Source organism: Streptomyces lancefieldiae (genome assembly GCF_031845825.1).
Taxonomy (GTDB): Bacteria; Actinomycetota; Actinomycetes; order Streptomycetales; family Streptomycetaceae; genus Streptomyces; species Streptomyces lancefieldiae.
The window spans coordinates 1-22,851 of sequence record NZ_JAVRFH010000018.1 but is presented as its reverse complement, the minus strand read 5'-3'; the positions used below and the strand labels follow the sequence as shown (position 1 = coordinate 22,851).

Annotated in this window: 23 protein-coding genes; 17 read left to right on the top strand and 6 right to left on the bottom strand. The window is 72.2% G+C overall.

Annotated features, from left to right (window positions below):
* The first annotated feature begins 32 nt into the window (after positions 1-32).
* Positions 33-683 carry a thymidine kinase gene (locus tag RM812_RS19145; protein WP_311573992.1) on the top strand — a complete coding sequence of 217 codons (651 nt, stop codon included), beginning with the start codon at positions 33-35 and terminating at the stop codon, positions 681-683.
* Between the two features lie 27 nt (positions 684-710).
* Here the strand turns inward: RM812_RS19145 and RM812_RS19140 are convergent, their stop codons facing one another.
* Positions 711-1,511, bottom strand: coding sequence for a VOC family protein (locus tag RM812_RS19140; RefSeq protein ID WP_311573990.1), 801 nt, complete (start codon positions 1,509-1,511; stop codon positions 711-713).
* 238 nt (positions 1,512-1,749) lie between these two features.
* Here RM812_RS19140 and RM812_RS19135 point away from each other — a divergent pair, with 238 nt between their 5' ends.
* Positions 1,750-2,601, top strand: a complete 852-nt coding sequence (locus RM812_RS19135) for a sulfurtransferase (RefSeq protein ID WP_311573988.1) — start codon at positions 1,750-1,752, stop codon at positions 2,599-2,601.
* Between the two features lie 147 nt (positions 2,602-2,748).
* Here RM812_RS19135 and sepH read toward each other — a convergent pair whose 3' ends face one another.
* Positions 2,749-3,807: a septation protein SepH gene (sepH, locus tag RM812_RS19130; protein WP_311573986.1), complete on the bottom strand. Its 1,059-nt coding sequence runs from the start codon at positions 3,805-3,807 to the stop codon at positions 2,749-2,751.
* A gap of 471 nt (positions 3,808-4,278) precedes the next feature.
* Between sepH and RM812_RS19125 the strand changes: the two genes are divergently transcribed.
* Positions 4,279-5,130, top strand: coding sequence for an ICP22 family protein (locus RM812_RS19125; protein ID WP_311573984.1), 852 nt, complete (start codon positions 4,279-4,281; stop codon positions 5,128-5,130).
* Here the strand turns inward: RM812_RS19125 and RM812_RS19120 are convergent.
* Positions 5,054-6,391: a D-arabinono-1,4-lactone oxidase gene (locus RM812_RS19120; RefSeq protein WP_311573982.1), complete on the bottom strand. Its 1,338-nt coding sequence runs from the start codon at positions 6,389-6,391 to the stop codon at positions 5,054-5,056. The two genes, RM812_RS19125 and RM812_RS19120, sit on opposite strands and share 77 nt — an antisense overlap.
* Positions 6,333-7,589, bottom strand: coding sequence for an MFS transporter (locus RM812_RS19115; protein WP_311573981.1), 1,257 nt, complete (start codon positions 7,587-7,589; stop codon positions 6,333-6,335). Before RM812_RS19115 ends, RM812_RS19120 begins: the two co-directional genes overlap by 59 nt.
* A gap of 161 nt (positions 7,590-7,750) precedes the next feature.
* Between RM812_RS19115 and RM812_RS19110 the strand changes: the two genes are divergently transcribed.
* Positions 7,751-8,893 carry a ferrochelatase gene (locus RM812_RS19110; RefSeq protein WP_311573979.1) on the top strand — a complete coding sequence of 381 codons (1,143 nt, stop codon included), beginning with the start codon at positions 7,751-7,753 and terminating at the stop codon, positions 8,891-8,893.
* 8 nt (positions 8,894-8,901) lie between these two features.
* Complete coding sequence (locus tag RM812_RS19105) at positions 8,902-9,720, top strand: inositol monophosphatase family protein (protein WP_311573978.1); 819 nt, start codon at positions 8,902-8,904, stop codon at positions 9,718-9,720.
* Positions 9,721-9,801: 81 nt separating this feature from the next.
* Here the strand turns inward: RM812_RS19105 and RM812_RS19100 are convergent, their stop codons facing one another.
* Positions 9,802-9,975, bottom strand: coding sequence for a hypothetical protein (locus RM812_RS19100; RefSeq protein WP_167392522.1), 174 nt, complete (start codon positions 9,973-9,975; stop codon positions 9,802-9,804).
* Between the two features lie 567 nt (positions 9,976-10,542).
* Here RM812_RS19100 and RM812_RS19095 point away from each other — a divergent pair.
* The 4 genes from RM812_RS19095 to RM812_RS19080 all read left to right on the top strand — a co-directional run bounded on the left by RM812_RS19095 (position 10,543) and on the right by RM812_RS19080 (position 14,100).
* Positions 10,543-11,196, top strand: a complete 654-nt coding sequence (locus tag RM812_RS19095) for a response regulator transcription factor (RefSeq protein ID WP_003993508.1) — start codon at positions 10,543-10,545, stop codon at positions 11,194-11,196.
* Between the two features lie 6 nt (positions 11,197-11,202).
* Positions 11,203-12,447, top strand: a complete 1,245-nt coding sequence (locus RM812_RS19090; RefSeq protein ID WP_311573968.1) for a sensor histidine kinase — start codon at positions 11,203-11,205, stop codon at positions 12,445-12,447.
* A 407-nt stretch (positions 12,448-12,854) separates the two neighbouring features.
* Entirely contained in the window at positions 12,855-13,151 is a 297-nt protein-coding gene (locus RM812_RS19085; RefSeq protein WP_003993510.1) for a DUF4193 domain-containing protein, read from the top strand.
* Positions 13,152-13,164: 13 nt separating this feature from the next.
* The gene (locus tag RM812_RS19080; RefSeq protein ID WP_311573932.1) at positions 13,165-14,100 is read left to right on the top strand and encodes a hypothetical protein; all 936 of its coding nucleotides are present in this window, start codon (positions 13,165-13,167) and stop codon (positions 14,098-14,100) included.
* Between the two features lie 13 nt (positions 14,101-14,113).
* Here RM812_RS19080 and RM812_RS19075 read toward each other — a convergent pair whose 3' ends face one another.
* Entirely contained in the window at positions 14,114-14,575 is a 462-nt protein-coding gene (locus RM812_RS19075) for a DUF3093 domain-containing protein (RefSeq protein ID WP_311573930.1), read from the bottom strand.
* A gap of 57 nt (positions 14,576-14,632) precedes the next feature.
* On the opposite strand from RM812_RS19075, the gene RM812_RS19070 reads away from it, so the two are divergent.
* The 8 genes from RM812_RS19070 (at position 14,633) to RM812_RS19035 (ending at position 22,738) form a co-directional block, all read left to right on the top strand.
* A complete protein-coding gene (locus RM812_RS19070; RefSeq protein WP_311573928.1) occupies positions 14,633-15,217 on the top strand; it encodes a PaaI family thioesterase in 585 nt (194 codons plus the stop codon).
* Complete coding sequence (gene dut / locus RM812_RS19065) at positions 15,214-15,795, top strand: dUTP diphosphatase (protein ID WP_394816483.1); 582 nt, start codon at positions 15,214-15,216, stop codon at positions 15,793-15,795. The genes RM812_RS19070 and dut overlap by 4 nt, the downstream gene beginning before the upstream one ends.
* A gap of 1 nt (position 15,796) precedes the next feature.
* Complete coding sequence (locus RM812_RS19060) at positions 15,797-16,549, top strand: DUF3710 domain-containing protein (RefSeq protein WP_311573927.1); 753 nt, start codon at positions 15,797-15,799, stop codon at positions 16,547-16,549.
* Positions 16,550-17,282: 733 nt separating this feature from the next.
* On the top strand, positions 17,283-17,975 hold the full coding sequence (locus tag RM812_RS19055; RefSeq protein WP_311573925.1) for an ABC transporter ATP-binding protein: 693 nt from the start codon (positions 17,283-17,285) through the stop codon (positions 17,973-17,975).
* Between the two features lie 122 nt (positions 17,976-18,097).
* Complete coding sequence (locus tag RM812_RS19050; protein ID WP_311573924.1) at positions 18,098-20,662, top strand: sensor histidine kinase KdpD; 2,565 nt, start codon at positions 18,098-18,100, stop codon at positions 20,660-20,662.
* The gene (locus tag RM812_RS19045; RefSeq protein WP_311573922.1) at positions 20,656-21,372 is read left to right on the top strand and encodes a response regulator; all 717 of its coding nucleotides are present in this window, start codon (positions 20,656-20,658) and stop codon (positions 21,370-21,372) included. The genes RM812_RS19050 and RM812_RS19045 overlap by 7 nt, the downstream gene beginning before the upstream one ends.
* A gap of 94 nt (positions 21,373-21,466) precedes the next feature.
* The gene (locus tag RM812_RS19040; RefSeq protein ID WP_073731801.1) at positions 21,467-21,865 is read left to right on the top strand and encodes an OB-fold nucleic acid binding domain-containing protein; all 399 of its coding nucleotides are present in this window, start codon (positions 21,467-21,469) and stop codon (positions 21,863-21,865) included.
* 3 nt (positions 21,866-21,868) lie between these two features.
* Positions 21,869-22,738, top strand: coding sequence for a DUF3159 domain-containing protein (locus RM812_RS19035; protein ID WP_311573919.1), 870 nt, complete (start codon positions 21,869-21,871; stop codon positions 22,736-22,738).
* The last annotated feature ends 113 nt before the right edge of the window (positions 22,739-22,851 follow it).

The window sequence follows — 22,851 nt, the reverse complement described above, 5'->3', positions numbered from 1 at the left end:
CGACCCCGCTGCCGAAAGGTGTTCGACCCCCCATGCCCGAGCTGGTGTTCTTCTCCGGAACGATGGACTGCGGGAAGTCGACGCTGGCTCTCCAGATCGAGCACAACCGCTCGGCCCGGGGCCTGGCCGGCATGATCTTCACCCGCGACGACCGCGCGGGCGAGGGCAAGCTCTCCTCCCGGCTCGGCCTGGTCACCGACGCGGTGGAGGTCGCGGACGGACAGGACCTGTACGCCCACGTCGTCGACCACCTCTCGCAGGGCGGACGCGTGGACTACGTGATCGCGGACGAGGCGCAGTTCCTGGCGCCGGACCAGATAGACCAGCTCGCGCGCGTGGTCGACGACCTCGACGTCGACGTGTACGCCTTCGGCATCACCACCGACTTCCGCTCCAAGTTGTTCCCCGGCTCCCAGCGCCTGGTCGAACTCGCCGACCGTGTCGAGGTGCTCCAGGTGGAGGCCCTGTGCTGGTGCGGCGCACGCGCCACGCACAACGCCCGCACCGTGGGCGGCGTCATGGTCGTCGAGGGCGCCCAGGTGGTCGTCGGCGACGTCGCCCAGTCCCCCGACGAGGTCGGCTACGAGGTGCTGTGCCGACGGCACCACCGGCGCCGTACGACCGCCGCGACGGCCCACGCGGCGGCGCTGTCACCGGACGTGCTGCCGGTGTCGCCCGGCTGAGCGGCACCCGCCTCCGCACGGCTCGGCTCACCGCCCCTGCAGCAGCGCGAACCGCGCCCCCTCCGGATCCGCCACCCTCGCCACCCGGCCGTGCGGCGTGTCCCGGACGGGCTCCAGGACACTCCCGCCCAGGGCGACGAGACGGTCCAGGGACTCCTCCGCGTCGGCCACCTCGAAGTAGGTCGTCCAGTGCGGTCCCCGGTCCCGCGGCAGGGCGTCGCCGACGCCGTGGACGTCCGCGACGGGGCGGCCGTCGAGGAGCAGGGTCTTGCGGTCGGCGTCGGTGAAGACATCCGGCACCGACTCGAAGCCGAACACCGTCTCGTAGAACTTGGTGACGCCCGCCGACTCGAAGGTCAGCAGCTCGTTCCACGCCGGTGTCCCGGGCACGCCCGTGACGGCCGTGCCGAGGTGGGCCGCGGCCTGCCAGATGCCGAAGACGGCGCCCGACGGGTCGGAGCAGATGGCCAGGCGGCCGGCCTCGTCCGCGTCCAGTGGGCCCACACCGATGGTGCCCCCGCACAGGCGTACCGTTTCCGCCGTCCGGTTGACGTCGGCGGAGGCGAAGTAGGGCGTCCAGGTGACGGGCAGGTGCCGGTCCAGGGGCAGTTGGCCGACACCCGCCACCTCGCACCCGTCGAGCAGGGCCCGCGCGTAGGGGCCGAGTTGATGGGGGCCGGGCTGGAAATCCCAGCCGAACAGTGTTTCGTAGAAGTCATGGGTCGCGGCCGGTCCGTGCACCATCAGACTCACCCAGCAGGGTGTGCCGGGCGGGCGCCGGGCGTTCGTCTCGCCGTTCCGGCCGGCCGACCCCCGTGCGTCGGTCATCGTCACTCTCTTCTCGGCCCCTCGCGGGCCGTGCGTCCGCTTCCGCTCCTACGGAGCCCCCGCGTCGATGCCGGCACCGGTCCCGGTGCCGCGCGCCCCGGGCGCGCTCGTGAGGCAGCCCGCCTGCTCGGCTGGTACAGCATGTGCCCGAACCCGTACGCCTCGTGATCGGTACTGCCCGGCGGGCAGAGTAGCCCGACATCGACGCGGCGGCCACTCGGTACGTCAGGATGGGGCCATGAACGCCATCATCTCCGCATCCGAACTCGTGAAGGAACTGGCGGGCGTCAATCCGCCGGTCCTGCTCGACATCCGCTGGCAGTTGAGCACGGCCAAGGCGGCGGGCGCCCCGCCGTTCGACGGCCGCGCCGAGTACGCGGCCGGGCATCTGCCCGGTGCCGTCTTCGTGGACCTGGACAGGGAACTGGCCTCCGCGCCCGGCGCCGGCGGCCGGCATCCGCTGCCCGACGTGGCGGAGTTCGGGGCCGCGATGCGCCGGGCGGGCGTGTCGTCCGGCCGGCCGGTCGTCGTGTACGACGGCGGGCAGGGGTGGGCGGCGGCCCGCGCCTGGTGGCTGCTGCGCTGGACGGGTCACCCGAACGTGCGGGTCCTCGACGGCGGGTTGCCGGCCTGGGATGCGCCGCTGTCGACGGACGTCCCCGCGCCCGCGGAGGGCGATTTCAGGCCGGCGCCGGGTGCGGCCGGGCTGCTGGACGCGGACGGGGCCGCCGCGCTGGCCCGGTCCGGAGTACTGTTCGACGCCCGCGCGGGGGAGCGGTACCGGGGCGAGGTCGAGCCGATCGATCCGGTCGGCGGCCACATTCCGGGCGCCGTGTCGGCGCCGACGACCGACAACGTCGCGGCGGACGGCCGTTTCCTGCCCGCCGAGGAACTCCGGGCGCGCTTCAAGACGCTGGGGGTCACGGAGGGTGGCGAGGTCGGCGTGTACTGCGGCTCGGGCGTGTCGGGTGCCCACGAGGTGCTGGCGCTGGCGGTGGCGGGCATCCCGGCGTCGCTGTACGCGGGTTCGTGGTCGGAGTGGTCGGCGGATCCGCAGCGGCCGGTCGCGGTGGGCCCCGACCCGCAGTAGGCCGACGTCAGGTCGACGGGCCGAGCCGGCCGACGAGTCGAGCAGGCCGAGAGACCGGGTCCGTCGAAGGACCGGGCACGTCGAGGGACCGGGCCAGGGCCGCACCCACGCGGGTGCGGCCCTGGCCCTCATAACCGAAGGCGCCTCTTACTCCTGCTTCTTCCGCCGCGTGCCGAACACGATCTCGTCCCAGCTCGGCACCGCCGCGCGGCGGCCCGGCCGGACGCCGTCGGCCTCGGCCTGGCGGTCGGTGGAGCCGGTGAGACGGTCGCGGTGGCTGGCCACGGAGCGCGGCATGAGCACGTCGGCATAGGCGGAACCGGCCGACGCCGCCGGAGCCGGGGGCTCCTCCACCTCGGGCTCCTCGGTGGGCTCCTCCGCCGGTTCCGCGGTGCGCTCGGGCACCACCAGGTCGCCCCGGAAGCTCGGCACCGCCTCCAGGAGGCTGGTGAGCGAGTCCCGTTCGCGTTCGGCCGAGGCGGTCGCCGCGGTGTCCTCGGCCGGCTCGGACGGGGGCGGGGGCAGGCTCGGCCGCTCTCGCTGCTCCCGGTCGAGGGAACGGTCCAGCGGGCGGTCGCGCGGCAGTCGCGCGATGCGTGGGACGAACGGGAAGCTGGGCTCGGGCGCAGCGAGGTCGTCGGACTCGCCGATCAGCGAGCGTGCCTCGTCGTCGACGGCCTGGACGAGCCGCCGGGGCGGGTCGTAGGTCCAGCTCGCCGAGTGCGGTTCGCCCGCGACCAGGTAGACGAGCAGAACCTCCCAGGTGCCGTCGTCGCGGCGCCAGGAGTCCCACTGGACGGAGTCCTTGTCGGCGCTGCGCAGCAGCAGCCGCTCCTGGACGGCCTCACCGAGGGGCGGGCCGGAGTTCTCGCCGGGGCGGCGCACGGGGGTCTTGCGGGCCCGCTCCGCCATGAAGGCGCGCTCGGCCAGCACGGGCCCCTCGAAGCGGCGTACCCGGTCGACGGGGATGCCGGCCATCGTGGCGACCTCTTCCGCGGTCGCGCCGGCACGTATACGCGCCTGGATGTCGCGGGGGCGGAGATGGCTCTCCACCTCGATCTCGATCTGGCCGAGGCGGGGACGGTCGCCGCGCACGGCGGCGCGCAGCCGCTCGTCGATCGGAAGCGTGTACTCCGTGCTGTCCGCAGCTTTCAGCACCAGCCGTGTGCCGTCATTCGAGACGGCCACGACACGCAGTTCGGGCATGGGGACCTCCCGGGTGGTGCCTGCCGACGTCACGTGCGTCGCTGCTTCCGCTCTGTCGAGTGTGACCTGCCCGGGTGCAGCCTGCCACAACCTTGCCGAGTTGCCCGGCGTGTCGGGCGCGGGCCCTGGATCGCCGTTATGGCACGGTTACCTGTTCGCCACGCTGAGTGACCGATTTGGTCACCCTGTGAAACTAGCCCCCTCCCGGCGGTCCTTCAAGGTCCTGGCCCCCCTGTCGGGAGACCGGACCCAGGGCTCGCAACAGTACTCCATTCGGGCCACGTGCGCGGATGGGCACGCCGCCCGACTTCCGGCAAGGGGTGGCACCCGGCCGACGCCGGCACGCTTTCCGCGGTCCCGGGCGTGGCGTACTTCACGCAATCACCAGAAACGGAACTAATGGTTTCGTTCGCACGTCCCTTTCTCGTGCAGTTGATCGATCACGTACGGAAAGGCAGGCAAGGTCCGGGGATGCGTGAAAAGCCCGATGCCGTGGACGATGCGGACGTGCGTACGGAGGGGGAGTCCAAGCGAATCGACCTGAGCGTGCCCCAGGTCGCGGGAAGCGCCCTGGCGGCGGTGGTGGCCGCCAAGCTCGCCTCCTCCTTCGGCGTCTACGGCACGATCCTCGGAGCCGGCCTGATCAGTGTCATCGCCACCTGTGGCAGCACGGTCCTCCAGCACTTCTTCAAGCGCACCGGCGAGCAGCTGCGGGTCAGGCGGACCGCCGAGGCCCAAGTCGGCGCCGAACACCCCGGCGGGCGCGGGGCGCCCCTCCCGGGCGAGTTCACCGAGGGCACCGTCTACCGCGCGCGGACGCGGGGCTGGAAGCGGCCGGTGGTCGCGGCGGCCCTCGTCTTCGGTGTCACCATGGCCGGGATCACCACCTACGAACTGGCCTCCGGCCACAGCCTCAGCGGCGACCGGAGCACCACCGTCGGCAACGCCCTCACGGGGCATCACGAGCCCGCCTCGGATTCGGGGGACTCGGACCACCCGAGTGATCCGGACGGCGGCGGTGACTCCCAGGACTCCGGCGACACCGGGGAGTCGGGGGATTCCGGCTCCGGCCGCGACACCCCCGCCGCGACCCCGTCCGGCACCTCGGGCCCCACCGCCGACAGCACGCCGTCGGGCGGCTCCTCCGAGCAGGACGGCGGCACGGCGGTGAGTCCGACGCCCACCCCGGACGCCACCGGGGGCGAGGGCCCGGGCGAGACCACGGGCCCGGGGACCGACCCGTCGGCTACGACCCCAGAACCCGGCGCAAGTGGTCGTTCCGGAACAGGCGATCCGGGTCAAGACGGTCCCGCAGCGCCGTGAACTCACTGAAGCGCGGGTACACCCGGGAGAAGTACTCGGCGTCCCGGGTGTGCACCTTCCCCCAGTGCGGCCGTCCCCCGTGGGCCGTGAAGACGCGCTCGGCGGCGGTGAAGTACGCCTGGTAGGGAGTGCCCCGGAACATGTGGACGGCGATGTACGCGCTGTCGCGGCCCGAGGCCGTGGACAGCGTGATGTCGTCGGCCGGGGCCGTGCGCACCTCGACCGGGAAGCTGATCCGGAGCCGTGACCGGTCGACCATCGCCCTCAGTTCGCGCAGCGTCTCGACGACGGCCTCGCGTGGAACGGCGTACTCCATCTCCACGAACCGCACCCGGCGCGGAGAGGTGAAGACCTTGTAGGCGGTGTCGGTGTACGTCCGCGCGGACAGCGCCTTGCTGGAGATCTGCGCGATCGCCGGGACGGTGGCGGGCACCGCGCGCCCGACCCAGTTGGCCGCCTGGAAGACACCGTTGGACAGGAACTCGTCCTCGAACCAGCCCTGGAACCGCCCGACCGGCTGCTCGGGGCCGGCGCTGCGGTTGTTGCGTTTGGTGTTGGTGCTGCCGGTGTGCGGGAACCAGTAGAACTCGAAGTGCTCGTTCTCGGCCCACAGTTCGTCGAAGTCGCGCAGGACCCGCTCGAACGGCATCGGTTCCTCGCGGGCCGTGAGCAGGAAGAGGGGCTCCACGGCGAAGGTGATCGCGGTGACGACGCCCAGGGCGCCGAGGCCGATCCGGGCGGCGGCGAAGACCTCGGGGTTCTCCTGCTCGGAGCAGGTCAGCACCGATCCGTCCGCCGTGACCAGTTCCAGGCCCCGGATCTGGGCGGCGATCGAGGCCGAGTCGCGGCCCGTGCCGTGGGTGCCGGTGGCGGTGGCTCCGGCGACGGTCTGCTCCATGATGTCGCCCATGTTCGTCAGCGACAGGCCCTCCCGCGCGAGGGCAAGGTTGAGCCGCTTGAGCGGAGTGCCGGCCTCGACCGTGACCGTCATGGCGTCGCGGTCGACGCCGCGGATGCCGGTCAGCAGCCGGGGGCGTATCAGCAGGCCGTCCGTCGCGGCTATGGACGTGAAGGAGTGTCCGGTGCCGACGGCCTTGACCGGCAGCCCGTCCTCGGCGGCCGTGCGGACGGCCTCGGCCAGTTCCTCGACGGAGGCGGGGGTGACCTCCCGCGCGGGGCGCGCGGAGACGTTGCCGCCCCAGTTACGCCATGTGCCGTTCTTGCCGCTCGTCTTCCCGTTCGCCGTGCGTGTGCTGCTCAACGGTCCCTCCCCGACGCGGTTCCGGCCGCTTGAGCCGGCGGTACCCGAGGAAACCGACCACGACCGCGACGGCCCCGGCCACCGCCGGAACCCCGTACCCGGCACGCGCCCCGGAGGCGTCGATCACCCAGCCGCCCGCGGACGAGCCGAGGGCGACCCCGACCGCGAGGCCTGTGCTCACCCAGGTCATGCCCTCGGTGAGCTGCGTGCGTGGCACGTGCTCTTCGATGAGGGACATGGTCGTGATCATCGTGGGAGCGATGGACAGACCCGCAACGAACAGCGCCACGGCCAGAAACGGCAGGTTTCCGACCAGTAGGAGGGGGATCATACTCACGGCCATCGCACAGACGCCCAGGAGCCAGCGACGTTCGGGCGGCCCGGCGAAGCGCATCAGCCCGAAGACCATGGCCGCCGTGCACGAACCCGCCGCGTACAGGGCGAGTACGAGGCTGGCGGCGGCCTTGTGGCCCTCGTCCTCGGCGAAGGCCACGGTGACGACGTCGATGGCCCCGAAGATCGTTCCCGTCGCGACGAACGTGCCGACCAGGACCTGAAGTCCCCGGGAGCGCAGCGCGCTGCCGCCGCCCTTGTGCTCGCGCGGATGCGGCTCCGGCTCGGTGGCGCGCTGCGAGGTGAGCCAGAAGACGCCCGTCGCCAGGAAGCAGGCGGCGAGCAGCGGCCCGGCCTCCGGGAACCACGCGGTGGACAGGCCGATGGAGATGATCGGTCCGAAGATGAAGCAGATCTCGTCCACCACGGACTCGAAGGAGTACGCGGTGTGCAGCTGCGGAGTGCCCCGGTACAGGGCCGCCCAGCGGGCCCGGACCATCGCGCCGAGGCTCGGCACGCAGCCGACGCCGACGCAGGCCGCGAACAGCACCCAGTCCGGCCACCCGTAGTGCGCGGCCGGCAGCAGCACGGCCGCCGCGGTGAGCGAGACCAGGGTCGCCGGACGCAGCACCCGCCGCTGGCCGTACCGGTCCACCAGGCGGGAGACCTGCGGTCCGGCCACGGCGGCCGCGAGCGCGATGGTGGCCGACAGGGCGCCGGCCAGTCCGTACCGCCCGGTGAGCTGCGAGATCATAGTGACCACGCCGATGCCCATCATCGACAGCGGCATCCGGCCGAGGAAGCCCGCGGCGGAGAAGCCCTTGCTCCCGGGAGCGGTGAACAGGGCGCGGTAGGGGCTGGGCAACGGTGTCTCCGGAACGGCTCAGTAAGGTGCTCGGTAAGGCACGAACACAGTCGATACAGCTTACTCGCCAGGTCGCCCGGCACCACCCCCCGAGCCCGGCGGAAGCACGGTCGGCACCCCGCCGTTTCCCCGCTGTCAGTGCCGGGTGGCAGGATCGAGACATGCCAGACGTGCTCGATTCCAGCCCTTACGACGCCCTGCTCCTGCTCTCGTTCGGCGGCCCGGAGGGCCCGGACGACGTCGTCCCGTTCCTGGAGAACGTGACACGCGGGCGCGGCATCCCCAAGGAACGCCTCAAGGAAGTCGGCCGGCACTACTTCCTCTTCGGCGGGGTCAGCCCCATCAACGACCAGAACCGCGCCCTGCTCGACGCGCTCCGCAAGGACTTCGCCGAGCACGGCCTGGACCTGCCGGTCTACTGGGGCAACCGCAACTGGGCGCCGTACCTGACGGACACCCTGCGCGAGATGGTGCGGGACGGCCGCCGCCGCATCCTCGTCCTCGCCACCAGCGCCTACGCCTCGTACTCGGGCTGCCGTCAGTACCGCGAGAACCTCGCGGACGCGCTCGCCGCCCTGGAGGCGGAGGGACTGGAGGCCGAAGGGCTGGAGCTGCCGAAGATCGACAAGCTCCGGCACTACTTCAACCACCCGGGCTTCGTCGAGCCGATGGTCGACGGCGTCGTCCGGTCCCTCGCCGAGCTCCCGGAGGAGGTCCGGGACGCCGCGCACATCGCGTTCTCGACCCACTCGATCCCCACCTCCGCCGCGGACACCTCCGGCCCGGTCGAGGAGCACGGCGACGGCGGGGCGTACGTCCGCCAGCACCTGGACGTGGCACAGATGATCGCCGACGCGGTCCGCGAGCGCACCGGCGTCGACCACCCCTGGCAGCTCGTGTACCAGTCGCGGTCGGGCGCCCCGCACGTCCCGTGGCTGGAGCCCGACATCTGCGACCACCTGGAGGAGCGCCACGCGGCCGGAGTCCCCGCCGTGGTGATGGCCCCCATCGGCTTCGTCTCCGACCACATGGAGGTCCTGTACGACCTCGACACGGAGGCCACCGCCAAGGCCAGGGAGCTCGGGCTGCCGGTGCGCCGCTCGGCCACCGTCGGCGCCGACCCGCGGTTCGCCGCCGCGGTCCGCGACCTCGTCCTGGAGCGGGCCGCGGACGAGCGCGGCCAGGAGGTCGCACCGTGCGCCCTCGGCGCGCTCGGCGCGAGCCACAACCTGTGCCCGGTCGGCTGCTGCCCCGCCCGCGCCCCCCGGCCCGCCGCCGCGGGCGCCGACAGCCCCTACGCGTGAGGAACCCCGTGACCGACGTGACGACCGACCCGCTCCACGCCGACCTGCTGAAGATCGCCCAGGAGGCCGCCCACCGCGCGGGCGAGCTGCTGCGCGACGGCCGCCCCGCCGACCTCGCGGTCGCCGCCACCAAGTCCAGCCCGATCGACGTGGTCACCGAGATGGACATCGCGGCGGAGAAGCTGATCACCGGCCTGATCGCCGACCGCCGCCCGGACGACGGGTTCCTCGGCGAGGAGGGCTCCGCCACCGAGGGCACGAGCGGCGTCCGCTGGGTCATCGACCCGCTCGACGGCACGGTCAACTACCTCTACGGGCTGCCCACCTGGGCGGTCTCCATCGCCGCCGAGCAGGACGGCGAGCGGGTCGCCGGGGTGGTCGTGGCCCCGATGCGGGGCGAGTCGTACCACGCGGTGCGCGGCGGCGGGGCCTGGGCGAAGGGTGCCTGGGACGGTGAGCGCAGGCTCGCCTGCCGTGCCGCCGCGCCGCTCGACCAGGCGCTGGTCTCCACCGGCTTCAACTACGTCGCCGACGTCCGCGCCGAGCAGGCGGAGATCGCGCGGCGGCTGATCCCGCTGGTGCGCGACATCCGGCGCGGCGGCTCGGCCGCCATCGACCTGTGCGACGTGGCCGCGGGACGCCTGGACGGCTACTACGAGCGTGGACTGCACCCCTGGGACCTCGCGGCGGGCGACCTGATCGCCCGGGAGGCGGGCGCGGTGACCGGTGGACGCCCCGGGGAGCGCCCGTCACGCGACCTGACGATCGCGGCCACCCCGGACGTGTTCGAGCCCCTCCAGCGGCTGCTGGTGGACTTCGGCGCCTGACGGCCGGCTGTCGCCGCCGACACGGCGAACGACGGGGCCCCGGCGCTGGATTCCGCCGGGGCCCCGTCGCTCACGGGCCGATCAGACGCCGGTCGCGCCGACCTCCACACCGTGCTCGGCAGCGAGACGGCGCAGATCGTCGAGCTCGCCCAGCTCCACCTCGACGAGGAACTCGTCCCCCTCGTCGCGGGCCCGGGACAGGTCGGACTCGGTCGTCTTTATGCGCTGCAGAAGTCCTGCGGTGAAAGCGTCCATGCTGCGCCCCCTCGTCCTGGGTCGTGGGTCGGTGGCACGGGGGTGTGCCGTTGGGAAGGGGCGATCACGTCTCCGGTGGAGTGCCCAGCGCTGCCCTGCCGGGCGGCGACCGTGCCGGACACCCACGCCCGCTCTGCGGAAGCGGACCGCGGCGTACCGCGTGGTGGTGCGGCACAGGCAGAGCGTGATCGCGGGGTGTAAAGCCGTCCTCCCCCCGCTCCCTTCCGGGGAAACCTAACCGCGCGAGAAAATCTCGCATTCCCGGAACCGCGGCCTTTCCGGCCGTCCCGTCCGTCTCCGAGTACCGTTCCGCGGCCGTCCCGTCCTCGAGGAGCGTCCCGGGGCCGTCCCCGGAGCGGGGTCCTCGGAGCCGTCCCCGGAGCGTCCTCGGAGCGGTCTTCGGAGCGGTCTTCGGAGCGCCGCTCCCGGTTCGCCACCGGCCCCTCACCCGCCTTACAGCCGACTTATGGCTGAAAAGGGCAGGATGGAGGCAACACACCCACCAGCCCCCCTGCCCTCGTGCGCCCGAGACGCGCTGCGCGGGCGGACACAGGAAGGACCAGCGACGTGCGCGTACTCGTCGTCGAGGACGAGCAACTGCTCGCCGATGCGGTGGCCACCGGACTGCGCCGGGAGGCCATGGCCGTCGACGTCGTGTACGACGGTGCGGCCGCCCTCGAGCGCATCGGCGTCAACGACTACGACGTGGTCGTCCTCGACCGCGACCTCCCCCTCGTGCACGGCGACGACGTGTGCCGCAAGATCGTCGAACTCGGCATGCCCACACGCGTGCTGATGCTCACGGCCTCCGGCGACGTCAGCGACCGCGTCGAGGGCCTGGAGATCGGCGCCGACGACTACCTGCCCAAGCCCTTCGCGTTCAGCGAGCTCATCGCGCGCGTGCGCGCCCTGGGCCGGCGTACCAGCGTGCCCCTGCCGCCCGTCCTGGAGCGTGCCGGGATCAAGCTCGACCCGAACCGCCGCGAGGTCTTCCGCGACGGCAAGGAGGTGCAGCTCGCGCCCAAGGAGTTCGCGGTGCTGGAGGTGCTCATGCGCAGCGAGGGTGCGGTCGTCTCCGCGGAGCAGCTGCTGGAGAAGGCCTGGGACGAGAACACCGACCCGTTCACCAACGTCGTGCGCGTGACCGTCATGACCCTGCGCCGCAAGCTGGGCGAGCCGCCCGTCATCGTCACCGTCCCCGGCTCCGGCTACCGGATCTGATCGACCGTGGCGACGACACCCGCGCCCCCCGGGGCGCCTCCGAAACCCACGTGGGACCCCCGCTCGGCCACGCCCCTGCCGTGGCTGCGCCCCACCATCCGCATAAGGCTCACGCTGCTGTACGGCGGCATGTTCCTGATCGCCGGCATACTGCTGCTGTCGATCATCTATCTGCTGGCCGCCCAGGCCGTGCGCACCGGCAACGAGCCGCTCTACAAGATCGTCGACTTCAACGACCTCAGGGTCACCAGCAGCAACTGTCCCGTGGTCGACAACGGCAACCTTTCGCTGTCCGAGTTCAACGCGGCGATCAGCGACTGCATCGACCACCAGCGCAAGGTCGCCCTGGACAACCTGCTCAGCCGCTCGCTGCTGGCCCTGCTCGGCCTCGCCGTGATCGCCTTCGCCTTCGGCTACGCCATGGCCGGGCGCGTCCTGTCCCCGCTGGGCCGGATCACCCGCACCGCGCGCGCGGTGGCGGGCTCCGACCTCTCCCGGCGGATCGAGCTGGACGGACCGGACGACGAGCTGAAGGAACTGGCGGACACCTTCGACGACATGCTGGAGCGGCTCCAGCGGGCGTTCACCGCCCAGCAGCGCTTCGTCGGCAACGCCTCCCACGAGCTGCGCACGCCGCTGGCGATCAACCGCACGCTCCTGGAAGTGCACTTGTCCGATCCGAACGCCCCGGTGGAGCTCCAGCAGCTCGGCAAGACGCTGCTGGCCACCAACGAACGCAGCGAGCAACTCGTCGAGGGCCTGCTGCTGCTGGCCCGCAGCGACAACCAGATCGTCGAGCGCAAACCGGTGGACCTCGCGGAGGTGGCCGGCCAGGCCATCGACCAGGTGCACGCCGAGGCGGAGAGCAAGGGCGTGAGGCTCCGCGGGACGCGCGAGCCCGCGGTGGTCCAGGGCAACGGCGTCCTGCTGGAGCGGATCGCCCTGAACCTGGTGCAGAACGCCGTGCGCTACAACGTGGCCGAACAGGGCTGGGTGGAGGTCACCACCGCGGTCGAGAACGGCCAGGCGGTCCTGGTGGTCACCAACACGGGGCCGGTCGTACCGGCGTACGAGATCGACAACCTCTTCGAGCCCTTCCGGCGGCTGCGGACCGAGCGGACGGGCAGCGACAAGGGCGTCGGCCTCGGCCTGTCCATCGTGCGGTCGGTGGCCCGGGCGCACGGAGGGCACATTTACGCGCAGCCGCGCGAGGGCGGAGGGCTCGTGATGCGTGTCACGCTGCCCGTCTGAGATCATGACGTCGACATCTCGCCGAGACCCGAGGAAGTTTCGCTTTGAGCTGAATTCCCCAGGTCGGCGGCCGGAGAATCCCGTGTGTGATCGATCACAGCGAAGGCTTTCCGGCCATCTACTCTCCGTGATCATGCACCCTGTCGGAAGGCCGGGAAAATCCCGGTTTTCAGGGGTCCTGATCACGGGAAGTACACGTTGAGACGCCTTTGAAGTGCGGCATTCGGACCGTGTACGGTCCCCATCGCCATCCAAGCCGATCACTCATGAGGAGTCCGGTTGGGTGTCGATTGAGTAACAGACCTTGATGTGAGGCAAAATCTCCGCCTCAGGTCGGGCACAAGTCCGGCCTCTCACGCGTTACGTGCGCTGGAGACACCGCAGACACCCAGAGGGGGAGAGCGACCATGGCAACCGATTACGACACTCCACGCAAGACCGACGACGACGTCGACTCGGACAGCCTCGAAGAGCTGAAGGCCCGGCGGAACGACAAGTCCGCCTCGGCCGTCGACGTCGATGAGTTCGAGGCCGCGGAAGGCCTCGAACTTCCCGGCGCCGACCTCTCGAACGAGGAACTGGCCGTCCGTGTGCTGCCGAAGCAGCAGGACGAGTTCACCTGCATGAGCTGCTTCCTGGTGCATCACCGCAGCCAGCTGGCCCGCGAGAAGAACGGCCAGCCGATCTGCCGCGACTGCGACTGAGGCGGGGTCGGCCGTGACCGGCTCGACCCCTCCCTGGAGGCGCCGCTTCTCCAGGCGAGGAGCGGACCAAGGACCGTCCGACGGTCCGTACAGCGCGCGCGACGACGAGCGAGGCCCGACCGATACGGGGACGGCCTCGCTCGAACCGGGGGCCGACCGGGGTGACCTCCCGGCGACCGTGGAGACGCCGGCGCCCGCTGCCCGGCGCAGGGCAGCGGCGTTCCGGCACAGGGCGGAACAGGGCGTCCGCAAGGGCGGCGACCGCGCCAGGGCCGCCCTGGCGCACCTCGCCGACCGGATCATCGATCTGGCCCCACGCGTGCCCGTACGGGACCTGGCGACGCTCCGCAGGCAGTTCCCCGGCCTCGGGCCCGAGGAACTCGCCGACCGGCTGGTGGCCGGCGCCGCCAGGGGCACGGCGACCGTCGGAGCCGGAGTGGGCGCGGCGGCGATGATGCCCGTACCCCCCGCGATGCCCGCGGAACTGGCCGCCGAGATCACCGGCGTCGCGGCGATCGAGCTCAAGCTGATCGCCGAGCTCCACGAGGTCTACGGCCTGCGCCCGCCCGGCGGCCTCGCACAGCGCAGCACCGCGTACCTCAACTCCTGGTCCGACGAGCGCGGCGTCGACGCGACCAAGCCGTCGACATTCGGCTCGGCGGTGAACAGCCACATGAAGCGCCAGCTGCGTCAGCAGATCATGAAGCGCATGGTGCGCGACCTGCCGAACCTGATGCCGTTCATGGTGGGCGCGGCCGTGGGCGCCGTCATGAACCGCCGCGACACCAGGAAGCTGGCCTCCCGGATCCGTACGGACCTGCGCAAACGGCAGGTGCCGTGGAGCGCCCTCGATGAACTTCCGGCTCTGGAAGGACCGCAGGACGCGCTGGACATGAGCGCCGTCATGAAGGAGCTCGGCCACCGCCCCGCCGGAGGCGACGGGCACTGACCCCGCGCGTGCGCTACGCCGCCGCCTGCGCCGCGCGCAGGGCCTCCACCAGCCGCTCGGGCTCGCGGGTCGACAGGTACAGGTACGGCGTCGGGTCCTCGGGATCGGTGACCAGGACGCGCACGGCCCGCGGGATGTAGGCGCGCAGCAGCAGGAAGGCGCGGGTGTCGGCCTTGTGGGTGCGCCAGGCACGGGCCTCCTCCGGATCGAGGATCTCCGCCTCGCCCAGGGCCGAGACCGGCACCTTCGCCTCGCCCGCGATCAACGAGTCGCCGACGACACGAATGCGCACCGCGCCGTACGAACTGGCCGCCACGGCCGCCACCGCCGTCCCGCCGACCAGGCCGCCCAGCATCGGCAGCGTGCCGAAGGGCACCAGGATCAGGGCGAACGAGATGCCCACCAGGAAGGAGATCAGCCACCAGGAGCGGGGTGCGGTGAGGCGTTCTTCGTACGGGGCGGTGGAGAGCTGCATGGACCAAGCTTGGCACGGTATCGGCGTTCGGCCGACGCGCGGGTAAGGTCTGCGCCTGTGAGTGGTACTTCCGCAGGTCTTCAGCCTCCCGCCGACGCCGTGAAACCCGTACGGCACCCCGACGCGCCCGCCCCCGGCGAACTGCTCGGCGCGCACTACGGCCAGTGCTTCGGCTGCGGCGGCGACCAGCCCCACGGACTGCACCTGCAGGCGCGGGCCGGTGAAGGCGTGTCGATCACCGCCGAGTTCACCGTGCAGCCCGCCCACCAGGGTGCTCCCGGTCTGGCGCACGGCGGCGTGCTGGCCACCGCCCTGGACGAGACCCTCGGCTCCCTGAACTGGCTGCTGCGCACGATCGCGGTGACCGGACGGCTGGAGACCGACTTCCTGCGGCCGGTGCCCGTCGACACGAAGCTCCACCTGGAGGCCGAGGTGACCGCGGTGGCCGGGCGGAAGATCTACTCCACCGCCACCGGCCGGATCGGCGGCCCCGACGGGCCCGTGGCCGTCCGCGCCGACGCCCTCTTCGTCGAGGTCAAGGTCGATCACTTCGTGAACCACGGCCGCGAGGAGGAGATCCGCGCCGCCATGGACGACCCCGACCAGCTCCGTCGCGCCCGCGCCTTCGAGGTGAACCCGTGAGCAGCCCCGAGAACCCCGGGAACCCCGTGAGCCGGGAACCGCTGGACGTGCTGATCCGCCGGATCGACCCCGACGTGCCGCTCCCCGCGTACGCGCAGCCCGGCGACGCGGGAGCCGACCTGCGCACCACCGTGGACTGCGAACTGGCTCCCGGTGAACGGGCCGTCCTGCCCACCGGGGTGTCTGTGGCGCTTCCCGAGGGGTACGCGGCCTTCGTGCACCCACGTTCCGGTCTGGCCGCCCGCCTCGGTGTCGCCCTCGTGAATGCCCCGGGGACGATTGATGCCGGGTACCGTGGGGAGATCAAGGTGATCGTGGTGAATCTCGACCCGCGCGAGACGGTGCGGTTCGAGCGCTTCGACCGGATCGCCCAACTGGTCGTCCAGCAGGTCGAGAGGGTCCGCTTCCGTCAGGTCGCGGAGCTTCCCGGCTCGGCGCGGGCCGAAGGGGGCTTCGGGTCCACCGGCGGACACGCCGAGACGGACCGTGCAAGCGGCACAAGCGGTCAGGTCGCCGAGGGCGGCCCGACGGGTGGGAATCGATACGCTTCGGTCGTATCCGACCGGGAAGGACAGTGACGTGTTCGGACGTCGCAAGAAGAGGGATGCCGCCGAGGACGCGGCCGGCGAGACCGAGCAGGTCGTCGACAGCGTCGAGACCGAGGCGGACGAGAAGCGCGAGCGCGTGCGGCTCGAACCCGAACCGCGGCCCGACGGGCCCTGGGACAGCACCGAGGTCAGCGACCCGGCTGAGGGCCGGGTGGACCTGGGCGGCCTGTTCGTCCCCGGGGTCGAGGGCATGGAGTTGCGGGTGGAGGTCGCGGGCGACGCGATCGTCGCCGCGACCGTCGTGCTGCGCGACAGCGCCATCCAGCTGCAGGGCTTCGCCGCGCCCAAGCGCGAGGGCATCTGGGGCGAGGTGCGCGAGGAGATCGGCTCCGGCATCACCCAGCAGGGTGGCATCGTCGACGAGGTCGAGGGCCCGCTCGGCTGGGAGCTGCGGGCCCAGGTCCCGGTGCAGCTGCCGGACGGCACGGGCGGCTTCCAGGTCGTGCGGTTCGTCGGCGTGGACGGACCCCGCTGGTTCCTGCGCGGAGTGATCTCCGGCCAGGGCGCGGTGCAGCCGCAGGCCGCCGGTCTGCTGGAGCAGATCTTCCGGGACACGGTCGTGGTCCGCGGCGAGGGCCCGATGGCCCCCCGGGACCCGATCGTCCTCAAGCTGCCGAACGACGCGCAGATGGTCCCCGAGGGCGTCCAGCAGGAGGAGGGCTCCCGCTTCGGCGGCGGCATGGGCCAGCTCCAGCGGGGACCGGAGATCACCGAGGTCCGGTAGGCAAGGACTCCGTACGGATTCCGTGCGCGTGCGTCAGCACGCGAGCGCGTACGAGGAGGAGGGCCGCGCCCCGTGGGGTCGCGGCCCTCTGCCGCGCCCGGCGCCGATGCCACGCGGTCGTCCGACTGAGCCGCACCGACGACCGCGCCCCGTCGCGCGGTGGTCGCTGCGGATCCGCCGGACATGCCGTGTGCGGAGGTGGTCCGGGGAGCCGGGTGCCGGTGGAACTCCCGGGTGCGGGACCGCAGGGGCGCTCGCGCGACCGCGTGTCGGTGCTGCGTTCGGCCTTTTTCCGTACGGAACCGGGTGGTCGGTGCGGTCGCCTGTGCCCTGTGTCGCGTGCCTGTTCGGTGCGCGTGTGTGCCGGTGGGTTCTTCCGTGCGGAACCGGTTGCTCGACGCGGTCGTCCGTGCCCTGTGGGCGGTGCCTGCGCAGCGCCTGTGCCGGTGCGCGCCGGAGGGCGTGCGGGACCTCCTGGGGGATTCGGCGGGTCGGCGCCCTTCGTGGCGGTGCCGGCGGGGTGGCCTTCCTTCGCGCGGAACTGCGCGCTCCACGCCGTGGTCCGGGCCTGTGCGTGCCGGGGGTGGGCCCCTGGCCCGGCAGCAGGGGCCGCCTCGGGTCCGGTGGAGGGATGTGCCGGGCCGGGCAGGGTTGGGGGAATCCGGGCCGGACCGTTGAACGCCGCGGCGTCCGCTGGCCATACTGGCGCCCGGTGCACGGCGGGGGAGGGCACATGAGTCAGGTGGTCACCGAGGCCATGGTGGGCGTCGAGGACGTGCACAAGTCCTACGGCCACGGCACCGCGGCCGTGCACGCCCTGCGCGGCGTCTCCTTCGCGGTGCCGCGCGGAGAACTCGTCGCCCTCAAGGGCCGCTCCGGGTCGGGGAAGACCACTCTGCTCAACATCGTCGGCGGTCTCGACGTGCCGGATGCCGGGCGGGTCGAGGTCGACGGCCGGGACCTGGCGGAACTGGACGAGGACGGGCTGCTCGCCCTGCGCCGGGACCGCGTCGGCTTCGTCTTCCAGTCCTTCGGGCTCATCCCGATCCTCACGGCCGCCGAGAACGTCGGCGTGCCGATGCGGCTGCGCCGGACCGCGCCGCGCGAACGCGAGGAGCGCGTCGAGCTGCTCCTCTCCCTGGTCGGCCTCGCCGACCACGCCGCCCAGCGGCCCGGCGAGCTGTCGGGCGGACAGCAGCAGCGGGTCGCCATCGCCCGCGCCCTCGCCAACGACCCGGCCCTGCTCATCGCCGACGAGCCCACCGGCCAGCTGGACGCCGAGACCGGCCACGCCGTGATGGAGCTGCTGCGGGCCGTCGTCCGCAGTGAGCGCGTCACCGCCCTGGTCGCCACCCACGACGCCACCCTGCTGGACCTCGCCGACCGGGTGCTGGAGTTGCGGGACGGGGAGATCGTCGAGCAGTGACGCCGCGGGCGTCAGAGTTCCGTCAAGAGGTCCGGCGTCCCGCACCCGCCCCCGATTTGTCGTCATTGCGGGTCGTAAGGTCGACGCTGCGCACGCAGCGGCGACCGGAAGACAATGAGGCCATGGGACGCGGCAAACTTCGGATCTACCTCGGCGCGGCGCCGGGCGTCGGCAAGACGTACGCGATGCTGGCCGAGGCGCACCGCCGCATCGAGCGGGGCACCGACTGCGTCGTGGCGTTCGTGGAGCACCACGGCAGGTCGCGCACCGAGGTGCTGCTGCACGGCCTGGAGCAGGTGCCGCGCCGGGAGCTGGTGCACCGCGGCGCGGTCTTCACCGAGCTGGACCTGGACGCGGTGCTGGCCCGCGCCCCCCGGGTGGCGCTGGTGGACGAGCTCGCCCACACCAACGTCCCCGGCGCCCGCAACGCCAAGCGCTGGCAGGACGTGGAGGAGCTGCTGGCCGCCGGCATCGACGTGGTCTCGACCGTCAACATCCAGCACCTGGAGTCGCTCGGCGACGTGGTCGAGTCGATCACCGGAGTGCGGCAGCAGGAGACCGTGCCGGACGAGATGGTGCGGCGCGCGGACCAGATCGAACTGGTGGACATGTCGCCGCAGGCGCTGCGCCGGCGCATGGCGCACGGCAACATCTACCAGCCGGACAAGGTCGACGCGGCCCTGTCCAACTACTTCCGCCCCGGCAACCTGACCGCCCTGCGCGAGCTGGCCCTGCTGTGGGTGGCGGACCGGGCCGACGAGTACCTGCAGCAGTACCGCAGCGAGCACCGGGTGTCGAAGATCTGGGGCTCGCGCGAGCGGATCGTGGTCGGCCTCACCGGCGGCCCCGAGGGCCGGACGCTGATCAGGCGGGCCGCGCGCCTCGCGGAGAAGGGCGCCGGCGGCGAGGTGCTGGCCGTGTACATAGCCCGCAGTGACGGGCTGACCTCCGCCTCCCCGAAGGAGCTCGCGGTGCAGCGCCCCCTGGTCGAGGACCTCGGCGGCACCTTCCACCACGTGCTCGGCGACGACATACCGGCCGCCCTGCTGGACTTCGCGCGCGGCGTCAACGCCACCCAGATCGTCCTCGGCTCCTCGCGCCGCAAGGCCTGGCAGTACGTCTTCGGCCCCGGCGTCGGTGCCACGGTGGCCCGCGAGTCCGGACCCGACCTGGACGTCCACATCGTGACCCACGAGGAGGTCGCCAAGGGCCGCGGACTGCCGGTGGCCAGGGGAGCGCGCCTGGGACGCTCCCGGCTCCTGTGGGGCTGGCTCGCGGGCCTGGGCGGACCGGTGCTGCTGACGCTGCTGCTCAACAGCGTCCACCTCGGACTCGCCAACGACGTCCTGCTCTACCTGGCGCTGACCGTGGCCGCGGCCCTGCTCGGCGGGCTGTATCCGGCGCTCGCCTCGGCGGCGGTCGGATCCCTGCTGCTGAACTGGTTCTTCACACCGCCGGTCAACCGGATCACCATCGCCGACCCGAAGAACATGCTTGCGCTCGCCATATTCGTGGGCGTCGCGCTCTCCGTGGCCTCGGTGGTCGACGTCGCGGCCCGCCGCACCCACCAGGCCGCCCGGTTGCGCGCCGAGTCGGAGATCCTGTCCTTCCTGGCCGGTGACGTCCTGCGCGGCGGGATCAGCCTGGAGACCCTGCTGGAACGGGTCCGCGAGACCTTCGCCATGGAGTCGGCCGTCCTGCTGGAGCGGGAGAGCGACGTGGCGCCCTGGACCTGCGCCGGCCGGGCCGGCGCGGGGGCGCCGGTGGAGCGCCCGGAGGACGCGGACGTGGACATGCCGGTCGGCGACCACATGGCCCTCGCGCTGACCGGCCGGGTGCTGCCCGCCGAGGACCGCCGGGTGCTGGCCGCCTTCGCCGCCCAGGCCGCCGTCGTACTGGACCGGCGGCGCCTGCGCGCGGAGGCCGACCGGGCGCGCGCGCTGGCCGAGGGCAACCGCATCCGCACGGCACTGCTGGCCGCGGTCAGCCACGACCTGCGCACGCCGCTGGCCGGGATCAAGGCGGCGGTCAGCAGCCTGAGGGCCGACGACGTGGCGTGGTCGGAGGAGGACCGTGCGGAGCTGCTGGAGGGCATCGAGGACGGCGCCGACCGCCTCGACCACCTCGTGGGCAACCTGCTCGACATGTCCCGCCTCCAGACCGGCACGGTCACCCCGCTGATCCGCGAGATCGACGTCGACGAGGTGGTGCCGATGGCGCTCGGCGGGGTGCCGGAGGCGAGCGTGCAGCTGGACATCCCCGAGACGCTGCCCATGGTCGCCGTGGACGCGGGGCTGCTGGAACGGGCGATGGCCAACCTCGTGGAGAACGCCGTCAAGTACAGCCCGGCCGGCCGCACCGTCCTGGTGGCCGGCAGCGCCCTCGCGGACCGCGTCGAGGTACGGGTCGTCGACCGGGGACCGGGCGTGCCGGACGACGCCAAGGAGCGCATCTTCGAGCCCTTCCAGCGCTACGGCGACGCCCCGCGCGGAGCCGGCGTGGGGCTCGGCCTGGCCGTGGCCCGGGGCTTCGCCGAGGCGATGGGCGGCACCCTGAACGCCGAGGACACGCCCGGCGGCGGCCTCACCATGGTCCTCACCCTCCGCGCGGCGGGATCACCTCACGGGGCCTCGGCGCCCACAACCCTCCACTCCGCGACCGCAGAAAGGCAGGCAGCCCGATGCTGAGCCCGACCGGGGGCATCCCCCGGCCCGCCACGAGGGTGCTCGTGATAGACGACGAGCCGCAGATCGTGCGTGCCCTCGTGATCAACCTCAAGGCACGGCACTACGAGGTCGACGCCGCCCACGACGGTGCCACCGCCCTCCAGCTCGCCGCCGCCCGCCACCCCGACGTGGTGGTGCTGGACCTGGGCCTGCCCGACATGGACGGCGTCGAGGTGATCAGGGGGCTGCGGGGCTGGACCCGGGTGCCGATCCTGGTGCTGTCCGCCCGGCACTCCTCCGACGAGAAGGTCGAGGCACTGGACGCGGGCGCCGACGACTACGTCACCAAGCCCTTCGGCATGGACGAGCTGCTGGCCCGGCTGCGCGCCGCCGTCCGCCGTGCCGAGCCGGTCCCGGGCGGTGAGGAGGACGTGATCGTGGACACCGCGGACTTCACCGTCGACCTGGCCGCGAAGAAGGTGCACCGGGACGGCAAGGACGTACGGCTGACACCCACCGAATGGCATCTGCTGGAGGTGCTGGTGCGCAACACCGGACGCCTGGTCGGCCAGAAGCAGCTGCTCCAGGAGGTCTGGGGGCCGTCGTACGGCACGGAGACCAACTACCTGCGGGTCTACATGGCCCAGCTGCGCCGCAAGCTGGAGGCCGACCCCGCGCATCCGCGGCACTTCATCACGGAGCCGGGCATGGGATACCGCTTCGAGAAGTGAGCGGGGGTGAGCGGGCGGTGAGCGGGACGTGAGCCTCGCGATACGGGCCCCGAGAGGGTGCATGGCTGTCGGCCCACCCCGGTACGCTTCAGATATGAGTGCTGCTCCGCGTTCCGACAAGCCGGTGGGCCGGTTCCGGCGCATGTTCGACCGGCTCTCCTCGTCCCAGGAGGACCTGGAGTCCGAGGAACTGCGCGAGGACGCCGACACCGCCGGCTGCACCCGCATCTGCGACTGCCAGGACCGGCAGATCGTGTCGGTAACTGGTACCTTGCGCACGGTCACCCTGCGACCGCGCGCGGGCGTCCCGGCCCTGGAGGCCGAGCTCTTCGACGGCTCCGCCGCCCTGGACGTGGTGTGGCTGGGCAGACGTTCCATCGTCGGCATAGAGCCGGGGCGCAAGCTCATCGCATCGGGCCGGATCTCGATGAGCCGGGGCCGCCGGGTGCTCTTCAACCCGAAATACGAACTGAGACCCCTCGGACGGGAGTAGCCGGTGACGTCGCTCGACAAGCCGACCGAAGAGACGGAAGCGGACGACGCCCGGGCGGTGACGGAGGCCGCGCTGTTCGAGGCGTTCGGCGGCGTCCGGGGCATGATCGAGACGGTGCTGCCGGGACTGCTCTTCGTCACCATCTTCACGCTCAACAACAACCTGCACATGTCGGCGATCGCGGCACTCGCCGTGTCACTGGTGCTGGTCGTGGTCCGGCTGGCGATGAGGGACACCGTCAAGCACGCCTTCAGCGGGGTCTTCGGCGTCGCCTTCGGCGTGGTCTTCGCGATGATGACCGACAACGCCAAGAACTTCTACCTGCCGGGCATGCTCTACACGCTGGGCCTGGCGCTGGCGTACATCGTCACCTCGCTGGCCGGCGTGCCACTGATCGGCCTGATCCTCGGGCCGGTCTTCAAGGAGAACCTCTCCTGGCGCACCCGCAACCCGGGCCGCAAGAAGGCGTACACGAAGGCCAGCTACGCCTGGGGCCTGATCCTTCTCGCCAAGAGCGCGATCCTCTTCCCGCTGTACTGGTGGGCGGACACCGAGCAGCTCGGCTGGGTCCTGGTGACTCTGAAGATCCCGCCGTTCCTGCTCGCCGTCTGGCTGACCTGGGTCTTCCTGGCGAAGGCGCCGGCTCCCATCGACGTGTTCGCGGAGATGGAGGCGGCGGAGAAGGCCGAGGAGGAGAAGGCGGAGCGCGAGAAGGCCGAGCGCGAGGCGCGCGAGCAGCAGGAGCGCCGGCGCACGACCGAGCTGTTCGGCGAGGCCGTGGAGCCCGCCGTGGACGACTCCCTGCGCCGCCTCGCGGACGGCGAGAGCGACGCCGCGGACTCCTCGCGAAGCGGCAGGCACCGCAAGGGGTGACGGGTTCGGCCCGTCCTTGATCGGACGCGTCCGACGGGGCGGGGAGTCCCGGACGACGAGGAGGCGCGGTACGACGGTGCGTGCGGTACGACGGTGGGGGCGGTACGACGGTG

Bases quoted from the DNA above. Each gene is read 5' to 3' on its own strand.
- RM812_RS19050 (WP_311573924.1), top strand. From the start codon at position 18,098: ATGGGACGCGGCAAACTTCGGATCTACCTCGGCGCGGCGCCGGGCGTC.
- RM812_RS19125 (WP_311573984.1), top strand. From the start codon at position 4,279: ATGCGTGAAAAGCCCGATGCCGTGGACGATGCGGACGTGCGTACGGAG.
- RM812_RS19045 (WP_311573922.1), top strand. From the start codon at position 20,656: ATGCTGAGCCCGACCGGGGGCATCCCCCGGCCCGCCACGAGGGTGCTC.
- sepH (WP_311573986.1), bottom strand. From the start codon at position 3,807: ATGCCCGAACTGCGTGTCGTGGCCGTCTCGAATGACGGCACACGGCTG.
- RM812_RS19055 (WP_311573925.1), top strand. From the start codon at position 17,283: ATGAGTCAGGTGGTCACCGAGGCCATGGTGGGCGTCGAGGACGTGCAC.
- RM812_RS19075 (WP_311573930.1), bottom strand. From the start codon at position 14,575: ATGCAGCTCTCCACCGCCCCGTACGAAGAACGCCTCACCGCACCCCGC.
- RM812_RS19100 (WP_167392522.1), bottom strand. From the start codon at position 9,975: ATGGACGCTTTCACCGCAGGACTTCTGCAGCGCATAAAGACGACCGAG.
- RM812_RS19085 (WP_003993510.1), top strand. From the start codon at position 12,855: ATGGCAACCGATTACGACACTCCACGCAAGACCGACGACGACGTCGAC.
- RM812_RS19110 (WP_311573979.1), top strand. From the start codon at position 7,751: ATGCCAGACGTGCTCGATTCCAGCCCTTACGACGCCCTGCTCCTGCTC.
- RM812_RS19140 (WP_311573990.1), bottom strand. From the start codon at position 1,511: ATGACCGACGCACGGGGGTCGGCCGGCCGGAACGGCGAGACGAACGCC.
- RM812_RS19135 (WP_311573988.1), top strand. From the start codon at position 1,750: ATGAACGCCATCATCTCCGCATCCGAACTCGTGAAGGAACTGGCGGGC.
- RM812_RS19040 (WP_073731801.1), top strand. From the start codon at position 21,467: ATGAGTGCTGCTCCGCGTTCCGACAAGCCGGTGGGCCGGTTCCGGCGC.
- RM812_RS19145 (WP_311573992.1), top strand. From the start codon at position 33: ATGCCCGAGCTGGTGTTCTTCTCCGGAACGATGGACTGCGGGAAGTCG.